This window comes from Exiguobacterium sp. s124, assembly GCF_018617485.1.
Lineage (GTDB): Bacteria > Bacillota > Bacilli > Exiguobacteriales > Exiguobacteriaceae > Exiguobacterium > Exiguobacterium aestuarii.
In genome coordinates this window covers 187,681-203,795 of record NZ_JACSKH010000001.1, presented here as the reverse complement: position 1 = coordinate 203,795, position 16,115 = coordinate 187,681, and the positions used below count along the sequence as shown (strand labels likewise).

Here is a 16,115-nt window from a genome sequence, read left to right as displayed (position 1 = left end):
AGCCTCAAGCTTGGACTTTTATTTGTCGACGATCGGGTAATGATCTGTTCATCGTTTGAATGTATCGGCGCAACATTGGTAAGACCGTAGTGAGTTGTAGATAAGGATAGGTGGCAAAATTGTCGGTCCCACCTTTATAGATGACCGCGCGATCGAGGATACTCCATCCTTGTGCTGTCCACTGTTCGAGCGTCGCCTCACAGAACGAAGGTTGGGATTGAATCGCCCAGTAGGCTTGTAGCTGCCCTTCCGCCGTTGATGGACGGATTGTGACGATTGGACATGTCCATTGATTCAATCGACTTGGCTCAATTGGTCCGGTCTCATGAATTACCAGCAGCTTCGGTGCAAGTCGTTCGAGCCACATGAGCGTTTTGTCATCGTTCAAGGATGAGACATGGATGAGGTGATGAGGAGGAATCGGAGAATCCTGTAATGGATAACGCTCTCTCACTTCTCGAATACGCGCTTGACTCGTCCATTTCATAAGCGGTGTCGCCCATCGAATATATAGATGAGTCATCCATTGTTTGAGCGACTGCGGTCGAAGTTCGATGGGACCGTCTTCTTGTATGACATGTGTCACGCCTAAATCGCGGATAGCGTGATAGACGAAAGTGGATGTATGATGGTCACTAATCATGAGTACAATCGGTCTAGTCATCTCTCGATCCCTCCATTGATCACTTTTGATCCGTCATTTCATGAATCCCTAGTTCGCATAACGCTCGTTTCCAAGAACCAAATCGTCTCGATACTTTTGCAACGCTCGGTTTATTAAAACGTTTAGCCCACTTTTGATACGTAATCGCATTGAAAGGTGTTAATACTCGGTAGGCTTCATATAACGCTTGTACAATCTCCGCCTTGTCTTTTGAGGGTTGTACGGTGAAATGTTCCTCTTCTAAACGCTCGACCGCTTTAACGGCGAGACTCCACGACCCGAAATGGTTAATAATATCGCCTAATGAAGGAACGCTTCTTCCGGATGCCCATCGCCGATATTGAGCACTCGTTAGCCTTCCTTCTTCTACCGATGCAAGCCGAAGTGCCTGAATCATATCCTGGGATTCATAACGTCTTATTTCTAACAATCCCGATGCCTTCAGGGCATTCGTCCATGTCCCATATACAGATAAAATGTCAAGAAACGTGGGAGCATTTTGTCCTTGGCTCCATCGTTGATATTGTGTCACCGTGAGAGATGGAGTCAGAGATGCTGCGGTTTGAAGCGCTTGAATGATCTCTGCTTCCGTTTTCATTTCATATCCTCCTTACACGCTTTTTTCTTTCACGAAATGGCGTGTATCTAGCACGGCTTGAATCACTTTCTGTTGTTCACCAATCGTCAAGCTCGAACTCGACGGCAAGCAAATACCATTTTCAAATAAATGACGACTCACGTCTTCTTTGTCCACCGTGACGTATTCTGCATCTCGATAGAGGGGCTGTAGATGCATCGGCTTCCAGACTGGCCGTGATTCAATCCCTGCATCGCCTAACCGTTGAATCAACTGATCACGGCTGGCGATGTCTCGTCCGATTTGCATGGCGGTCAACCAACGATTCGCACGAGAGAATGGAATTTCTTGTTGATACGTGACATCGATCGTTGAAAACATTTGTTCATACCGACGAAAGACGTTGCGCCGTGCCCGGACTCGTTGTTCGATGACCTCAAGCTGCCCTCGGCCAATTCCCGCCGACACGTTGCTCAAGCGATAGTTGTAACCAACTTCTTCATGCTCATAATGTAAGACGTTTTCCCTTGCCTGCGTTGCCAGTTTCAACGCATATTGGCGTTGACTGTCAGAGCTGAGCAAAAGCATCCCTCCGCCTGACGTCGTGATGATTTTGTTCCCATTGAACGAATAGAATCCGATGTCACCGATTGTACCGGTCATCTGGCCTTGCCAAGTCGCTCCGAGTGATTCCGCAGCGTCTTCAATCAAGGGCACCCCAAACTCTTGGCAAATGTGACGAATCTCGCCAATTTTCGCGACCACCCCGTATAGATGGACGACGATGACTGCTTTCGGCAACTTCCCTTTTGTAGCGGCTTGGACAAGTGCTTTTCGCAATGCTTCCGGTGACATGTTCCACGTCTCTTGTTCTGAATCGATGAATACCGGGGTCGCCCCAACATACAGAATCGGATTGACCGAAGCGACGAATGTGAGCGATTGACAAAAGATGACGTCCCCTCTTTCGATTCCTATCGTCAATAGAGCGAGGTGGAGTGCCGCTGTGCCAGAACTCGTCGCGAGTGTATACGGATGATCGACATATTTTCCAAGTTCTTCTTCAAAAGCGTTGACGTTCGGACCGAGTGGCGCAATCCAATTACTTGAGAACGCTTCTTCCACATATGCCATCTCTCGTCCGGACATGTGCGGTTTCGATAATAAAATATTCATGTGCTCATGTCCTCCTTCATCATGGTTTGATAGGCGTCATACCATTGAATGGTCTGTCGCAATCCTTCGTGCAGTGGGGTTAGAGGTCGAAATCCAATCATCGCTTCTAGCGTAGGTAAATCGGTTTCTTGGAAGACATATTCACGCATCGGAAGAGATATATGGACGGGTCGATGTAGCTGATGCCCAATTTCAGCTAATAGTGTCTGGACATGTACATAATCGGAGGCGTCAATTCGGAACTGTCCAACAAGCGACAATCCCGACTGAATCAATTTGATGACTCGAACGACGGTTTCAACCACATCATCGATATAAGAAGCTTTTACAATATCTGTTGCATAGTATCCGACCATACGATGACCTTGATCGACAGCGAGTACCGCTTTTGAAAAAAGTGTCGTCGGATCATCCCAAGGTCCGTAGACATCCTCTGTAATGAGGTGAAGAGCTGATGATGAGTGACGAGTCTGTTCAACAGGAAGGTCGAACGTAATGAATGATTGAATCGGTACTCGACTTTTTTGATTCATGACGAGTTGCTTCACTTGCTCGTAACGTTCGATTTTTCGCTCCTGATTTGTGCTAGAAGACCCACTGCATAGAATGATATGATTCGGTTCATACATCGTTGCAATTTGGCGCATATGTGGTTTATGGAAGACATCTGTTCGAATGAGGTGGAACAATGGGTGAGACAAGACGTATAGCCGCTGTCTCGCGAGTTGCGTTTTCGCTTCTCCTTCGTCATCAATGCCAATCACTTCGTATCCTTCTTTTAATAGTCGTCGAGCAAGATGAAATCCCTTGAACGTGGACACACCGATCACCATGACACGATCCATTGCACTCCCCCCTTAATTTCCATCGGCGACACGGATATGCACTTGCCGAGCCGGGATAAATTCAAATCCACTTGCAAAAATTCGTTGCAGATCGCGATCAATGTCGTCACTGTTCGCAACGAACAGTAAAGCGTCCGTCAATGCTGGACCGTTCGGTCGAAAGTGTTCGATTAACCGTAAAATCGGAGCGACCGATGTGAAAGGACGCGTACAACCAACAAAAATTTTCGGGAAGATGTTGGCATCTGGATCTAATTCATTTGTGGCTAACAATTCTTCGTATAATTTCTCCCCCGGTCGGATTCCCGTCACTTCGATTGGGATTTGCTCAATCGTAAAGCCACTGAGTTCAATCATCTTCTTCGCTAAGTCGATGATTTTGACCGGTTCTCCCATATCGAGGACAAAGATTTCCCCGCCTCGGGATAATACACTCGCTTGAATGACGAGTCGACTCGCTTCTGGAATCGTCATGAAATAACGTGTCATCTCCGAATCTGTTACGGTGACCGGTCCTCCTTGGGCAATCTGTTCCTTGAAGAGAGGGACGACCGAACCACGACTGCCGAGAACGTTTCCGAATCGAACGACTGCGAAGATCGTATCGCTTGAACGCGCTTTTTCTTGGACGATCATCTCTGCGATTCGCTTCGTTGACCCCATGACGTTCGTCGGATTGACCGCTTTATCGGTCGAGACCATCACGAATCGGTCGACCCGATATTTCGAGGCCACATCGACCATATTCTTCGTGCCATAAATGTTATTTTTGACTGCTTCGAGTGGGTTGTCTTGCATTAATGGAACGTGTTTATGAGCTGCCGCGTGGTAGACGATTTCTGGGCGATACGTTTGAAAGACGTGTTCGAGTCGTTCTAGGTCTTGCACATCTCCGATGACTGGATGCAGTTTCGTCTCAAGCCCCAATCCGTTCAATTCTTTTTCGATTAAATAAATGCTGTTTTCACCATGTCCGAGAAGAATCATCTCAGCCGGTTTGAACTTAATCAATTGACGACACAGTTCCGAACCGATCGAACCTCCCGCTCCTGTCACGAGGACTGTGGCCCCTTCCACGTGTTTCGAGATGCCTGAAATATCAAGTTGTACAGGTTCTCGTCCCAACAAATCCTCGATCTTTACTTCGCGAATTTCATTGATCGAAACATTTCCGGTCGCCAGTTCAGATAACATCGGCAGTGCGTGTGATTCCACCCCGGTCTTTTCAATCCGCTTCAACAACTCGATTCGTCTCGCGTGCGCCAAGCTCGGGATAGAGAAAATCACGACCTCGATTCCTTGCTCCTCAATAATTCGTTCTAAATCTTCTGTCGTTCCGAGAATCGGAACACCGTGTACATATAAAGAGGCGAGCATCGGATCGTCGTCGAGAATCCCAACTACATGAAGTACGTTCGTCCGATATTCTTTTAACTCGCGAACGATGAGCTGTCCGGAGTTCCCGGCTCCGATAATCAGTGTTTTCCGTCCTTGGGGAGCAGCATGTGGTTTGAACGTATACAGGACGTGATGTCGGGCCAAAAAACGCGTGAATAAAATCAGGTTAAATGCTAGCAGTCCTTGCACCGCAATCATGACGCCAAGTCCACGTCCGAATTGAAACTGATTGTAGGCGAATAGAATCAGGTCGCTACTGATCAACGCAATGGTTACTTGTTTCATTTCATGGATTGAAGCGTAACGCCAATCGATTCGATGAATTTTCAAAAGTGCTCCGACGAGCATAAAGCTAATCATCTTAATCGATACCATCAGCAACAGATCATATGTTGTTGCGGTATACGGCATCACTTTCGAAAATAAAATGTCAAACGTCATATATAAGACGATTGAGACGATTGCGATATCGACGCAGAAAAATAATAAGTTTCTGCGATTTCTTCGATATACGTTGACGAGTGTAGCCATCGTGTATTGCACCTCCAAATGTCTAGTTGATTGATCGTGTTGGGTGTGGTGTGCGAAGAAAGCGTTGATGCTAGTAAACTACCCGAGTCGTTGTAACAAATTTAAGGATAATGCGAGCTTTTTGTTATTAATGAAATCGCTGTAACAACTAAGTTCACAAAGTTATTCTCATCTTTTCTTTCACATAATGAATAATTTTCGCCCGAGCGGGAATGGAAAGAACATACCAAATAAAATTGGATGTTGTTGACAACTATGTTTTTGATCAAAAAGGAGGTACCCGTCACGCATCGCTGCTTCACTTCTGTACGACCAATCTGACAACATACATGTTCATTCACACCAAGAGACCTTCTGAGACGCCCGTGAGCGTTCACACAAAAGGAGAGACACCAAGATGAAAAAATGGACACGACCTCAAATCGTACAAGCTTTGCAATTGGCTGCCCAAGAATACGCAGAACTTGACTCCAAACAATACAGTGTTTGGTCTCATGACAAAAATGTCCCTTCCCTTTCCACCGTCATTCACCAATTTGGTTCGTGGCGCGAAGCCCTTGTTGCAGCACAAATCAAGCTTTCGTTTCATTATTATTCAGACGAAGATATTCTACGTGCGTTAAACAAAGCTGCAGAAGAACTCACGCTATTCACGAGTCAAACGTACCGAGAATGGTCAAAAGTGACACGTTCGCCATCTCTCACACTCATCAGCAGTCGTTTTGGTTCATGGTCGAATGCACTCCGCGAAGCCAAACTTCAAACAACCGCTGCTAAAAATAGTGAGGAACGTATCATCCAAGCATTGATCGAAGCTTCGGAAGAACTCGAACGCCTCACGTCCCAACATTATGCTGTTTGGGCGCAAGAACGCGGCTATCCGACCGTGGCGACTATCGCTCGAAAGTATGGTTCTTGGAGCTATGCTCTTTTCGTGTTAGATATCGCTCCTCCAAAACGAAAATGGGATGAGGAAGATGTGATTGAAGCCCTCCGGCTTGCGAAAAAAGAATTGCCCCACTTCAGCATCCTTCATTATCGAAAATGGGCGGAAGGTCGAAACGTACCGAGTACATCGACCATCAACGTCCTCTTTGGAAGCTGGACGGCCGCTCTCAAATGCATGGAATCGCAAAAAGTGACGCAATGATGTAAAACGAACGCAAAATAAGCGCCGACTCTTTTGAGTCGGCGCTTATTCATGTAACGATTGCGATATACAGTGGGATACCAATCAATAAGTTGAACGGGAACGTGACCGCAAGGGAAAGGGTCAAATAAAAGGACGGTTTTGCTTCCGGGACCGATGCTTGTAGCATCGCAGGAGCTGCGATGTATGAACCGCTCGCTGCTAGTGTCATGAGGAGAATTGTTCCTCCTTCCGAAAGACCAGCGACACCCGCCGCTAAAAAGCCAACCAATGCCCCAATCAATGGGAACAGCATTCCCATGGCGACGAATTTCAGTCCATATGACGGTACCGTCTTCAATTGTTGTCCCACTTTTACCCCTAAACCGAGTAAAAAGAGGAGCAATACGCCCGGGAACAAGTCGACAAAGAATGGTTTGAGCGGCGTCGCGTCTGGTGTTACGAGTCCGACAACAAGACCTGCAAGCATGAGCAGGATGCTCTTTGAAAATAAGCTATCCCGAAGGACAGACAGTGAGTTCGTCTTGCCCGACGTGGCCGTGATCCCCATCACCTGTGTTTGGTTATACAACAGTAACGCCACAATCAATCCTGGGATTTCGAGCACGACGACCAATGTCGTCATGAACGGTTCATACCCAATCCCGAGTCGCTCGAGTTGCGTCGATGCGGCCACATAAGTTACGAGCGAGACGGATCCGAACGTCGCAGCCATGGCGATTCGTTCATGGAAAGTGAACTTCAGGAGACCTCCTGCAAGAAACGCGAGGAGCGGTAACAATATGCCAATCAACAGTGTGACGGTCAGTGGTAAGGCGATGTCTTCTAGCGATACCGAGGCGAGTCCCATCCCCCCTTTTAATCCAATGGCGAGTAGTAAGTAAATGTTGAGCGTCGTGCTCAGCGAGTCAGGAATCTTCAAATTCGATTTCCCGACTGCGGCGATTACACCCGTCACAAATAGAAGGACGGGAGCGCTCGTCAATAGAAATACAAACAATTCCATATGTTTTCCTCCTTGGCGACAAAAAAGCGCACACCTAAAGAAGGCGTGCGCTGTATGCCGACGGCTCGAATAATCGCTCCGTCTAGCCGACAACTGTCGGTTAATTAAATTAGTCAGTAGCTCCGTAAGAAGATCTCGAAAGCACGCTTCATAGTGACTCGTCCATTCGCTCCGCTCACGTCTCTGCCTTTTATTTTAAAAAGTCGACGATTCGTTGTCAATCGGTTTGATCCCAAGGTGCATCTAAGCGAAAGACGATGAGACGCTCCCCCGTTTTCGTACTGATGTCCGTGTGGAGCGAGACAATGGAACGACCGAGCACTTGCCCGACGATCGTTTCAAGTTGACTGCGCCCCGATTCGACGAGATTGTTGCGGTACTTTTTCAGTTGCTCGCGACCTGCCGACTTGGTGGCCAAGTCATACTCAGCCGGCGTCAACACCCCTTGGAGCGTGACGATGGCCAGGTCCCGAAGCAGGTCTGCCTTACACGTCAATGACCCGCGACCCAAGTATTCTTTCTCCCATTGGGTGATCCGGGCGCTCAGTTCCATTTCCAGCTGACCTTTTTTCCGCATTTATTTCACGAATCCAATCATCATCTCACGAAGAATTTTTGCTGCCGCGATGGCTGTCATATCCGACTGATCGTACGCCGGTGATACTTCGACAAGGTCTGCACCGATGATGTCGAGGTCTGCATTCGCGATCGCGTGTACCGCTTCTAGCAATTCTTTCGTCGAGATGCCACCGATTTCTTGTGTGCCTGTCCCTGGTGCTGCTGACGGGTCGAGGACGTCGATATCGATCGTGACATATACTTTTTTCCCTGCGAGCGTCGGTAAGACGCGTTTGAGTGGCTCGATGACCTCAAATTGATGCATGTTGTAACCAACTTCACGCGCCCACTCAAACTCTTCTTTCATCCCTGAACGGATTCCGAACGAGTAACAGTTCGATGGTCCAATCAAGTTCGCCGCTTTTTTAAGCGGAGTCGAGTGTGAGAGAGGCTCGCCTTCATACTCATCCCGAAGGTCGGTATGTGCATCTAAGTGGATGATGACGAAGTCGTCACCGTACACGTCATGCATCGCCTTGATGATCGGCCATGTGACGAGGTGCTCGCCACCCATTCCGAGTGGGAACTTGCCTGCTTTGACGATATCTTTGACGAACGCCTCGATCATGTCGAGCGACTTTGGTGCGTTCCCGAACGGAAGTGGAATATCTCCCGCATCGTACACCGCTGCATCTGCCAAATCACCGTCTAAATACGGGCTGTATTCCTCAAGTCCGATTGATACTTCACGAATCCGGTTCGGACCGAAACGCGAGCCCGGACGGAAACTGACCGTCCAGTCCATCGGCATCCCATAAAGAACCGTCTTCGCCTCTGTCACCTCTGGGAGACTGGCGATAAATACTTTACCTGAGTATGCTTCATCAAAGCGTTTGATCATTTTGTCAAATCCTCCACGAATTTCGGAAGGACGAATGCCGCGTTATGAAGCTTCGGCGTGTAGTATTTTGTTTCGATGTCATGGAAACGCTCAGCCGATACTTGTTCCGGATCGTACTTCTTCGAACCGATCGTGAACGTCCACATGCCGCTCGGGTAAGTCGGTACGTTCGCCGTGTATAGTTTCGTGATTGGGAAGATTTCCTTCACGTCACGTTGAACCGTTTGGATGAGTTCTGGCGTGAACCATGGGTTGTCCGTTTGTGCGACAAAGATGCCATCTTCTTTGAGCGCTTTCGAAATGCCTGCATAGAATCCTTTTGTGAAGAGGTTCGCTGCTGGTCCGACCGGTTCTGTCGAGTCGACCATGATGACGTCGTACTCGTTCTCTGACTTGGCGATATGCATGAAACCGTCACCGACGATGACTTCAACACGTGGGTTATCAAGTTCACCGGCAATGTTCGGCAAGTATTTCTTCGAATATTCAATGACTTTCCCGTCGATATCAACGAGAACCGCTTTTTCAACTGATGGGTGTTTCATGATTTCACGGATGACACCGCCGTCTCCCCCACCGACTACTAGCACATGCTTAGGATTCGGGTGTGTGAAAAGTGGGACGTGTGCGACCATCTCGTGATAGACGAATTCGTCCTTATCCGTCGTCATGACCATCCCGTCAAGTAACAACATCGTTCCGAACTCGTCCGTTTCGACCATTTCTAGTCGTTGAAACTCCGTTTGTTCGCTCTCATAAACGTGGTTTACACGGAACGTAATCCCGTAATCTTCTGTTTGGTGCTCCGTAAACCATAATTTTAATTTTTGGTCCATCGATAGAACCCCTTTCTGTTCAAAAAGTTGTTCGTATGCGAGTGGCGTTTTGAGGCGCTTCTTAATCATACGATAGGAAGTATACAAAACCTGTACCCATTTTGCACGATTTTTTTGAAGAATGATTCCCGAATGTGAGTTTTTTGTGAGACGTGACCGATATACTGAATGAACCAATTTTAAATGGAAAGGTGGAATAGTATGTGGTCACCCTGCGCTTCTTGTAATACAACAATTCCTTTAATTGCTCAAGGGACACTCGTCACGACATTCCAGGAATACCCGTATACATCGTTTGAAGAACTAGATGCACTTCTCACACAAGCAAACGGAATGGTCTACTGTGTTGATCCTGCATCGAACCGTCAGACCCCGCCGCTTGAGGTCGAAGTGTTAAAGGATCAGCTTGCCAATCGGCATATCATTGAACAGATTCAGCACGGCACGTTTGAGAGTCATCTCCAGCCCATCATCTTCCTCGATTCTACGGAAACGTTCGGATACGAAGCACTTCTCCGTAGCGGTGCCAACATCTCGCCTTATGATTTATTCCGGACGGCAAACCGTTTCGGTCTTCATTCGAAGCTCGATCAGCGGGCTCGTGCTGAGGCGATTAAAGCGACATACGAAGTCGTTGCCCCTCACCAAAAGACATTCATCAACTTCTTACCCTCAACGATTTACAACCCGGACTATTGCCTCCAGCATACGTTCGACATCATCGACCGATATGAACTAAGTCCGGACCGCTTCATCTTTGAAGTCGTGGAGACGGAGAAGGTACATGACGTCGATCATTTACAGCACGTATTTTCTACATATAAAAAACGGGGGATGCAAGTTGCATTAGACGATGTCGGTGCAGGCTTCTCGACCATTGATATGTTGAAACGACTCGAGCCCGACTATGTCAAAATTGACCGTTCGTATGTTTCATTTTGTGACGAGGATGCTGAGAAGCGGGAGTTCCTCAAAAAAGTACGTGCTTTGACAAACACGATGGGCATCACGCTCCTCGCCGAAGGTGTCGAGCGCATCGAAGAAGCCGATGTGTGCCGTGAGCTCGGATTCGATTTGGCGCAAGGTTATTTCTTCGGAAAACCAGCTCCTGCGAAAGAGCACGCCATCAAAACAGCATGAACCCGTTTCTTTATTCCAAGTGTGGGCATCGACTTCGTCGGAAGCCTGCACTTTTTTACTTTCCATGGTGAACAGAACCTATTCCCCACTTCTGTCGGATTTCATTGATTTTTAGGTTTCGGTCATAGGTGTTCAGGAGATAGCATATTATAGAAGATTGATGCGAACGAAAGAGGTGGAGATGTACATGAAATCATGGATTGTCAGTGGTTATGCCATCGTACTTGGGGTCTTGATTGGTTTAATCAGTTGGATTTTCTTATCTGTCGTGTATAAAGGGATTCATGTTGTATGGCATACGGTACCCGAACAATTTGATTTTCCTTTTTATGTGTTTCTTGTCCCGGTCATCGCCGGTATATGCATCGGTCTATTGCAGCGCCGGTACGGTCGAATGCCACGTCTCATGCCCGAAGTGTTAGAAGAACGAAAAGGAACTGGCCGGATTGACTATCGTTTAATAGGCTTCACGACGTTGACCGCCCTTCTCGTGCTCATCGGAGGTGCAAGCCTCGGTCCTGAGGCAGCGCTCGTCGGGATCGTCGGCGGGCTCACAACGTGGTTCTCGGAGCGCATTCGTCATGTCCGTCAAGAATTAGCGGAATTGCAAGAAGTCGGACACGCGGTCGTTCTCGGGATTGTCTTCAATGCGCCGCTCTTTGGAGCAATCGCGGCAGAGGAGACCGAGCAGAAGAAACAACCAATGCTGAACCTGCTTGCGACACTTGCTGGAATCGGGACGTTTTATTTACTCAACCAACTTGACGAACGTCCACCGTTCATCATTAAATTTCCCGCGATTGAAAGTGTCCAACTCGATTGGACGATGTTACTGATGGTTCTTGGCGGCATGCTTCTCGGTTGGCTTTATTTAATCAGTGAACACGCATTGATGCGACTCTTTTCAAACATCCCAATCTTATTGCTCACCACACTCGGTGGTATCGGGATTGGGGGAATGGCTCTCCTATATCCTGATCTCCTCTTCTCTGGAGAAGAAACGATTCTCGAATATGCAGAAGACTGGCAACTCATCCCGCTGTACACCCTTCTTCTCTACAGCGTTTTGAAACTTCTCTTTACGGCCTTCTGTCTCGCGACCGGTTGGCGTGGTGGACATATTTATCCGCTTCTCTTTTCTTCGTTCACGCTTGGCTATTTTTTCAGCCTCTTATTTGAAATCGATATGACATTTTCGGTCGTTCTGACGTCGAGCGCCTTGCTTGCGACGGCGATGCGACAACCGCTAGCCATCATCGTGCTACTCGTTCTCTTCTTCCCGCCGAACAGTTGGCTCTATGTATTTGCGGTCGTGGCAATTGTTTCTAAAATTCCACTTCCCTCATTCATCCATTCGCCAGTGAAAGCCTGATTTTAGAAATGAAAAAAAGGGTAATGAATGTATAGTTATGCAATCTGTCGAAAGGAGGAACGGTTGTGAGCGAATACGAAATGGCCATTGAAAACCTAATTGACGCAGTTAGTTCGGATTGGATTAGCATCATTTTAGCTATTTTAGTCGTGATTATGGGGATTGTCGTCTTCATCTACGTCGTCATGACAATCGTCGACATGTTTTTATCCAAGGATATCGTCTGGGGAATCGTTGAAGTCATCGCTCTATTCGTAGGACTGGCGGTGCTCTTGTCCGTCTTCTACTATTGGAATCGGAATCGGGTTAAAGCACAGTTCGGTCTCTTCCTCGTCTTGTTCTCTCTCGCAGTGAATGTATACTTCTTCGTTCGTTACGCGGACGAAATCAACGCTGTCTTGAACAGCGTATACTAAAAAACGAGGGGAATTCCCCCTCGTTTTCATCATTTATAGAAAGGTGGTGTTTCCTTTGAAACGTCGCGTCATTCAACTCATCATCATGATCATCAGCGTCATCTTGCTCGTCGGTCTCTTGTTTTGGCTCGATGTCCTCATTCCCGTATTAATCGGAATCGCAATCGTCGCACCGCTCGTCGTCGGTTGGCAGATATTATTTGACCAAGTACAGCCCCAAGGGAAGCTCGCCTGGTTATTGACCGTATTCTTTATACCGTTCATCGGTGTGTTGGCATGGGTCATGTTCGGTCGTACGCCGCGTCGCCATCGACGCTTTAAACGAACCTCGTCAGAAATCCGGATGCTAAGGCAAGCGATTGAAAGTGAAAAAATCGAGACTTCTCCCGATCTCGTATCTACTTATCCGCTGACACGTACACTCGAAAAATTAGGAGCAAGCGGTGCGGACGCTCACACGTCGACGACTCTCCTCGTCAACGGCGAAGAAAAATTCGAGGCGTTGTTAGACGCCATCAACAGCGCGACCGACCATATCCACATTCAATACTATTTATTTAGAACCGACGAGATTTCCTTAAAGGTACGAGATGCACTCATCCAAAAATCGAATGAGAACGTCATCGTTCGCTTTTTATATGACGGACTCGGTAGCCAAGAAATCGGGGAAGATTTTATTCAACCGTTACGGGAGTCCCGTGTCCACGTCCAAGCGTTCGACCCGGTCCTACACCCTTATCTCGTCTTCAATGCCAATTTCCGCAACCACCAAAAATTGATTGTCGTGGATGGACGAATCGCGCTCACAGGCGGGTTGAACGTCGGGGATGAGTATCTTGGGAAAAATGAGAAACTCGGTTTCTGGCGTGACACCCACCTACGCCTCGAAGGTCCGCTCGTCCGAGAACTTCAGCAGCTCTTTGTCGAGAACTGGCTATATGCAGGTCAAGGGACCATTGATGAGACATGGGATCTCTTCGCAGACGAAGAGCATCTCTCTCAATACTTTGTAAATGAACCGAAAGGGCAAAACGGAGCGACGCAACTTTGGGTCACGTCACCGGGAAAAGATGTGACCATCCGCGATGGATTGATGCGTCTACTCATGGAGGCAAAAGAGTCGATTTGGCTCACCACCCCATACCTTGTACCTCCGCCTGAACTGTTGGCGATTCTCGAAGTCGCAGGGCGAAGTGGAATCGATGTACGAATCGTCGTCCCAGGAAAAGGAGACGAATGGTTCAGCTTCCATGCGAGTGAGTATTATTTTGAACAGTTGCTGAAACGGAACATCAAAATTTATAAATACAATCGCCATTTCATCCATGCGAAAACACTCTTGATTGATGGGAAAGTCGCCCTTGTCGGGTCAGCCAACTTCGACTTTCGGAGCATGTTTCTCAATCACGAGATGATGATCGCTCAATTCAATACGACGTCGATTCAGCAACTTCACGAAGCCTTTTTAAAAGATTTTGAGGAGTCCATTTTAATTGACTGGGCCGTGTTGCGGAAAAAAACGACCGGTAAACGATTTGTCGAGGCGTTTTGTCATATCTTTTCGCCCCTTCTCTGACGCATTCGCCAGACGAGGTAAGCAATCCCGACGAGACCGACCAAGAACAGCTGCCACCCGATCGTCAATTGCATCGCTGCCGTCACCGCAAATCCTTCCATGATGAGGGCAGGCACTTTCCCAATCGTACTTGCGACCGCGAATGAAGCGAGAGTCATACGACTGAACGCTGCCGATAACGTGACGAGACCAGACGGCACGAACGGCATGAGACGCATGCCCAGGACGAGAAACCATGCCTCGGCCCCTGTTGCCTCTCGGAGACGCTGAAACCGGCCGCCGTCCGGGGACGTATAACGATGCAGCGCTTTTCGGTAAAGAATGAAACTGACGATGGCGCCTACCGCCTCACCGACAATCGAGACGAGAATACCAGGTACGAGACCGAGGACACTCACGTTGATTGCCGTTAAAAAGGCACTCGGTAAAACTCCGGCTACTGCAATCACACTATTGAGTAAAATACTCATTATTAAAAATAAAGGGAGCGGGATCAGTTCCCATTCCATAACCATCACTCTTTCTATCTACAAAATAAGGACCATGACGCGTTGTCATGGTCCTTTACTATATCATAGCGATGATGAAGAGGTTGCACCTGCTTCATCCCACGAGTCTTCGTCGACTGGTGGTAGATGTTTTTCTTCTAATTTTGAAACGACAACCGCACATGCCGCATCCCCCGTGATGTTGACAGATGTGCGAAGCATATCAAGAATACGGTCGACCCCAATGATGAGGGCGATTCCTTCTACTGGCAAGTTGACTGACTGAAGGACGAGGGCAAGCATGACAAGCCCGACTCCTGGTACACCCGCTGTCCCGATCGAAGCGAGGACCGCCGTAATGACGACCGTCAACAATTGAGTCATTGTTAAGTCAGAGGCGAACACTTGCGCGATGAAGATGGTTGCGACACCTTGCATGATCGCTGTCCCGTCCATATTGACCGTTGCCCCGAGTGGTTGCACGAACGACGAAATCGAACGTGGTACACCGAGTTTCTTCTGTGCGACTTCCATCGATACCGGAAGCGTCGCATTCGACGAAGATGTCGAGAACGCAAACGTCATCGCTTCATAGAAGTTCTTGAAGAAGAACACCGGACTCATCTTCCCGATGAAGTAAACGGCTGCTCCGTATACAATCGTGGCGTGTAAGAAGAGTGTCAAAACGACGGCAATCATATACCATGCCATCGCGACGACCGCATCGAGACCGATGCCTCCGATTGCCGAAGCAATCAATGCGAACGCGCCGTATGGAGCGAGCTTCATGACGAGATGAATCAAGTACATCATGATGCGGTCGCCTTGTTTGACGAATTGACGCCATGTCTTCGCTTTGTCCCCAAGGGCAATCAATGCGAATCCAATCAATGCCGCAAAGACGATGATTTGAAGCATATTTCCTTCAGCGAGTGCCGTAATCGGGTTCGTCGGAATCATATTGACGAATGTCTGTACGATATTTGACGATTCCTCAGTCGCTGTTGATTCAAATTCAAGACCTGTTGTTTGGAAGTCCCCACGCTCCCCTGGTTGTAAAACAGATGCGACGCCCATCGCTAACATAATCGCGAGTGCTGTCGTCGCTAAGAAGAACAAAATCGACTTCGTCCCGACTCGACCTAGCTCTTTCGGGTCCCCGAGACCCATGACGCCTAAAATAATCGAGAAGAAGACAATCGGCACGACTAACATTTTAATCAGATTCAAAAAGACCGTTCCTACCGGAGATAAAATATACGGATTCACAATCTCATAAATTGAATCCGGCAATCCCGCCAATCCGAGACCAACTACAACACCTAGCGCGAGACCGATTAAGATTTTTTTCGTTTCGCTCATCGTATCACCCTTTCTTTTTTTCACAATGTAGTCAGTATATCATAATACTGAATTTTCATACAATTACAAATGAATATCTCTTCAGTTACATAATTTCCTGTTACTCCCAAAAATGCGAA

At 47.8% G+C, this 16,115-nt stretch carries 16 protein-coding genes; 5 read left to right on the top strand and 11 right to left on the bottom strand.

The window, feature by feature from the left end; translation table 11 throughout:
• Positions 1-4: 4 nt before the first annotated feature.
• From KNO85_RS01135 to KNO85_RS01115, 5 genes are read right to left on the bottom strand one after another with little or no spacing between them, the layout of a single operon-like run.
• Positions 5-664 (bottom strand): hypothetical protein, encoded by a 660-nt coding sequence (locus KNO85_RS01135; protein WP_214786204.1) that lies wholly within the window; start codon positions 662-664, stop codon positions 5-7.
• A gap of 19 nt (positions 665-683) precedes the next feature.
• Positions 684-1,262, bottom strand: coding sequence for a hypothetical protein (locus KNO85_RS01130; protein ID WP_214786202.1), 579 nt, complete (start codon positions 1,260-1,262; stop codon positions 684-686).
• A 12-nt stretch (positions 1,263-1,274) separates the two neighbouring features.
• Positions 1,275-2,417, bottom strand: coding sequence for an aminotransferase class I/II-fold pyridoxal phosphate-dependent enzyme (locus KNO85_RS01125; RefSeq protein WP_214786201.1), 1,143 nt, complete (start codon positions 2,415-2,417; stop codon positions 1,275-1,277).
• Positions 2,414-3,262: an NAD-dependent epimerase/dehydratase family protein gene (locus KNO85_RS01120; RefSeq protein ID WP_214786199.1), complete on the bottom strand. Its 849-nt coding sequence runs from the start codon at positions 3,260-3,262 to the stop codon at positions 2,414-2,416. The genes KNO85_RS01125 and KNO85_RS01120 overlap by 4 nt, the downstream gene beginning before the upstream one ends.
• A 12-nt stretch (positions 3,263-3,274) precedes the next feature.
• Complete coding sequence (locus tag KNO85_RS01115) at positions 3,275-5,191, bottom strand: polysaccharide biosynthesis protein (RefSeq protein WP_214786197.1); 1,917 nt, start codon at positions 5,189-5,191, stop codon at positions 3,275-3,277.
• Positions 5,192-5,588: 397 nt separating this feature from the next.
• Between KNO85_RS01115 and KNO85_RS01110 the strand changes: the two genes are divergently transcribed.
• Complete coding sequence (locus KNO85_RS01110; RefSeq protein ID WP_214786195.1) at positions 5,589-6,341, top strand: homing endonuclease associated repeat-containing protein; 753 nt, start codon at positions 5,589-5,591, stop codon at positions 6,339-6,341.
• Positions 6,342-6,390: 49 nt separating this feature from the next.
• Here the strand turns inward: KNO85_RS01110 and KNO85_RS01105 are convergent, their stop codons facing one another.
• The 4 genes from KNO85_RS01105 to speE form a co-directional block, all read right to left on the bottom strand.
• The gene (locus KNO85_RS01105; protein WP_214786192.1) at positions 6,391-7,347 is read right to left on the bottom strand and encodes a sodium-dependent bicarbonate transport family permease; all 957 of its coding nucleotides are present in this window, start codon (positions 7,345-7,347) and stop codon (positions 6,391-6,393) included.
• A 217-nt stretch (positions 7,348-7,564) separates the two neighbouring features.
• Positions 7,565-7,924 (bottom strand): Na-translocating system protein MpsC family protein, encoded by a 360-nt coding sequence (locus tag KNO85_RS01100; protein WP_214786190.1) that lies wholly within the window; start codon positions 7,922-7,924, stop codon positions 7,565-7,567.
• Complete coding sequence (gene speB / locus KNO85_RS01095; RefSeq protein WP_214786188.1) at positions 7,925-8,806, bottom strand: agmatinase; 882 nt, start codon at positions 8,804-8,806, stop codon at positions 7,925-7,927.
• Positions 8,803-9,642 carry a polyamine aminopropyltransferase gene (speE, locus tag KNO85_RS01090; protein WP_012727429.1) on the bottom strand — a complete coding sequence of 280 codons (840 nt, stop codon included), beginning with the start codon at positions 9,640-9,642 and terminating at the stop codon, positions 8,803-8,805. Before speE ends, speB begins: the two co-directional genes overlap by 4 nt.
• Before the next feature lie 201 nt (positions 9,643-9,843).
• Here speE and KNO85_RS01085 point away from each other — a divergent pair, with 201 nt between their 5' ends.
• The 4 genes from KNO85_RS01085 to cls all read left to right on the top strand — a co-directional run bounded on the left by KNO85_RS01085 (position 9,844) and on the right by cls (position 14,146).
• Entirely contained in the window at positions 9,844-10,782 is a 939-nt protein-coding gene (locus KNO85_RS01085) for an EAL domain-containing protein (RefSeq protein WP_214786186.1), read from the top strand.
• Between the two features lie 187 nt (positions 10,783-10,969).
• On the top strand, positions 10,970-12,154 hold the full coding sequence (locus KNO85_RS01080) for a chloride channel protein (protein WP_214786183.1): 1,185 nt from the start codon (positions 10,970-10,972) through the stop codon (positions 12,152-12,154).
• A 65-nt stretch (positions 12,155-12,219) separates the two neighbouring features.
• Positions 12,220-12,570: a hypothetical protein gene (locus KNO85_RS01075; protein WP_074035622.1), complete on the top strand. Its 351-nt coding sequence runs from the start codon at positions 12,220-12,222 to the stop codon at positions 12,568-12,570.
• A gap of 46 nt (positions 12,571-12,616) precedes the next feature.
• Positions 12,617-14,146: a cardiolipin synthase gene (gene cls, locus KNO85_RS01070; RefSeq protein ID WP_260569909.1), complete on the top strand. Its 1,530-nt coding sequence runs from the start codon at positions 12,617-12,619 to the stop codon at positions 14,144-14,146.
• Here the strand turns inward: cls and KNO85_RS01065 are convergent.
• The gene (locus KNO85_RS01065; protein WP_251130557.1) at positions 14,122-14,655 is read right to left on the bottom strand and encodes a TVP38/TMEM64 family protein; all 534 of its coding nucleotides are present in this window, start codon (positions 14,653-14,655) and stop codon (positions 14,122-14,124) included. The genes cls and KNO85_RS01065 overlap by 25 nt on opposite strands.
• A 63-nt stretch (positions 14,656-14,718) precedes the next feature.
• Positions 14,719-15,996: a dicarboxylate/amino acid:cation symporter gene (locus KNO85_RS01060; RefSeq protein WP_214784869.1), complete on the bottom strand. Its 1,278-nt coding sequence runs from the start codon at positions 15,994-15,996 to the stop codon at positions 14,719-14,721.
• Positions 15,997-16,115 lie beyond the last annotated feature (119 nt).

Excerpts from the sequence above, each read along its gene's own strand:
- KNO85_RS01135 (WP_214786204.1), bottom strand. The coding sequence starts at position 664 with ATGACTAGACCGATTGTACTCATGATTAGTGACCATCATACATCCACT.
- KNO85_RS01085 (WP_214786186.1), top strand. The coding sequence starts at position 9,844 with ATGTGGTCACCCTGCGCTTCTTGTAATACAACAATTCCTTTAATTGCT.
- KNO85_RS01080 (WP_214786183.1), top strand. The coding sequence starts at position 10,970 with ATGAAATCATGGATTGTCAGTGGTTATGCCATCGTACTTGGGGTCTTG.
- KNO85_RS01110 (WP_214786195.1), top strand. The coding sequence starts at position 5,589 with ATGAAAAAATGGACACGACCTCAAATCGTACAAGCTTTGCAATTGGCT.
- KNO85_RS01060 (WP_214784869.1), bottom strand. The coding sequence starts at position 15,996 with ATGAGCGAAACGAAAAAAATCTTAATCGGTCTCGCGCTAGGTGTTGTA.
- speB (WP_214786188.1), bottom strand. The coding sequence starts at position 8,806 with ATGATCAAACGCTTTGATGAAGCATACTCAGGTAAAGTATTTATCGCC.
- KNO85_RS01100 (WP_214786190.1), bottom strand. The coding sequence starts at position 7,924 with ATGCGGAAAAAAGGTCAGCTGGAAATGGAACTGAGCGCCCGGATCACC.
- KNO85_RS01105 (WP_214786192.1), bottom strand. The coding sequence starts at position 7,347 with ATGGAATTGTTTGTATTTCTATTGACGAGCGCTCCCGTCCTTCTATTT.
- KNO85_RS01125 (WP_214786201.1), bottom strand. The coding sequence starts at position 2,417 with ATGAATATTTTATTATCGAAACCGCACATGTCCGGACGAGAGATGGCA.
- KNO85_RS01120 (WP_214786199.1), bottom strand. The coding sequence starts at position 3,262 with ATGGATCGTGTCATGGTGATCGGTGTGTCCACGTTCAAGGGATTTCAT.
- KNO85_RS01065 (WP_251130557.1), bottom strand. The coding sequence starts at position 14,655 with ATGGAATGGGAACTGATCCCGCTCCCTTTATTTTTAATAATGAGTATT.
- KNO85_RS01130 (WP_214786202.1), bottom strand. The coding sequence starts at position 1,262 with ATGAAAACGGAAGCAGAGATCATTCAAGCGCTTCAAACCGCAGCATCT.
- speE (WP_012727429.1), bottom strand. The coding sequence starts at position 9,642 with ATGGACCAAAAATTAAAATTATGGTTTACGGAGCACCAAACAGAAGAT.
- KNO85_RS01115 (WP_214786197.1), bottom strand. The coding sequence starts at position 5,191 with ATGGCTACACTCGTCAACGTATATCGAAGAAATCGCAGAAACTTATTA.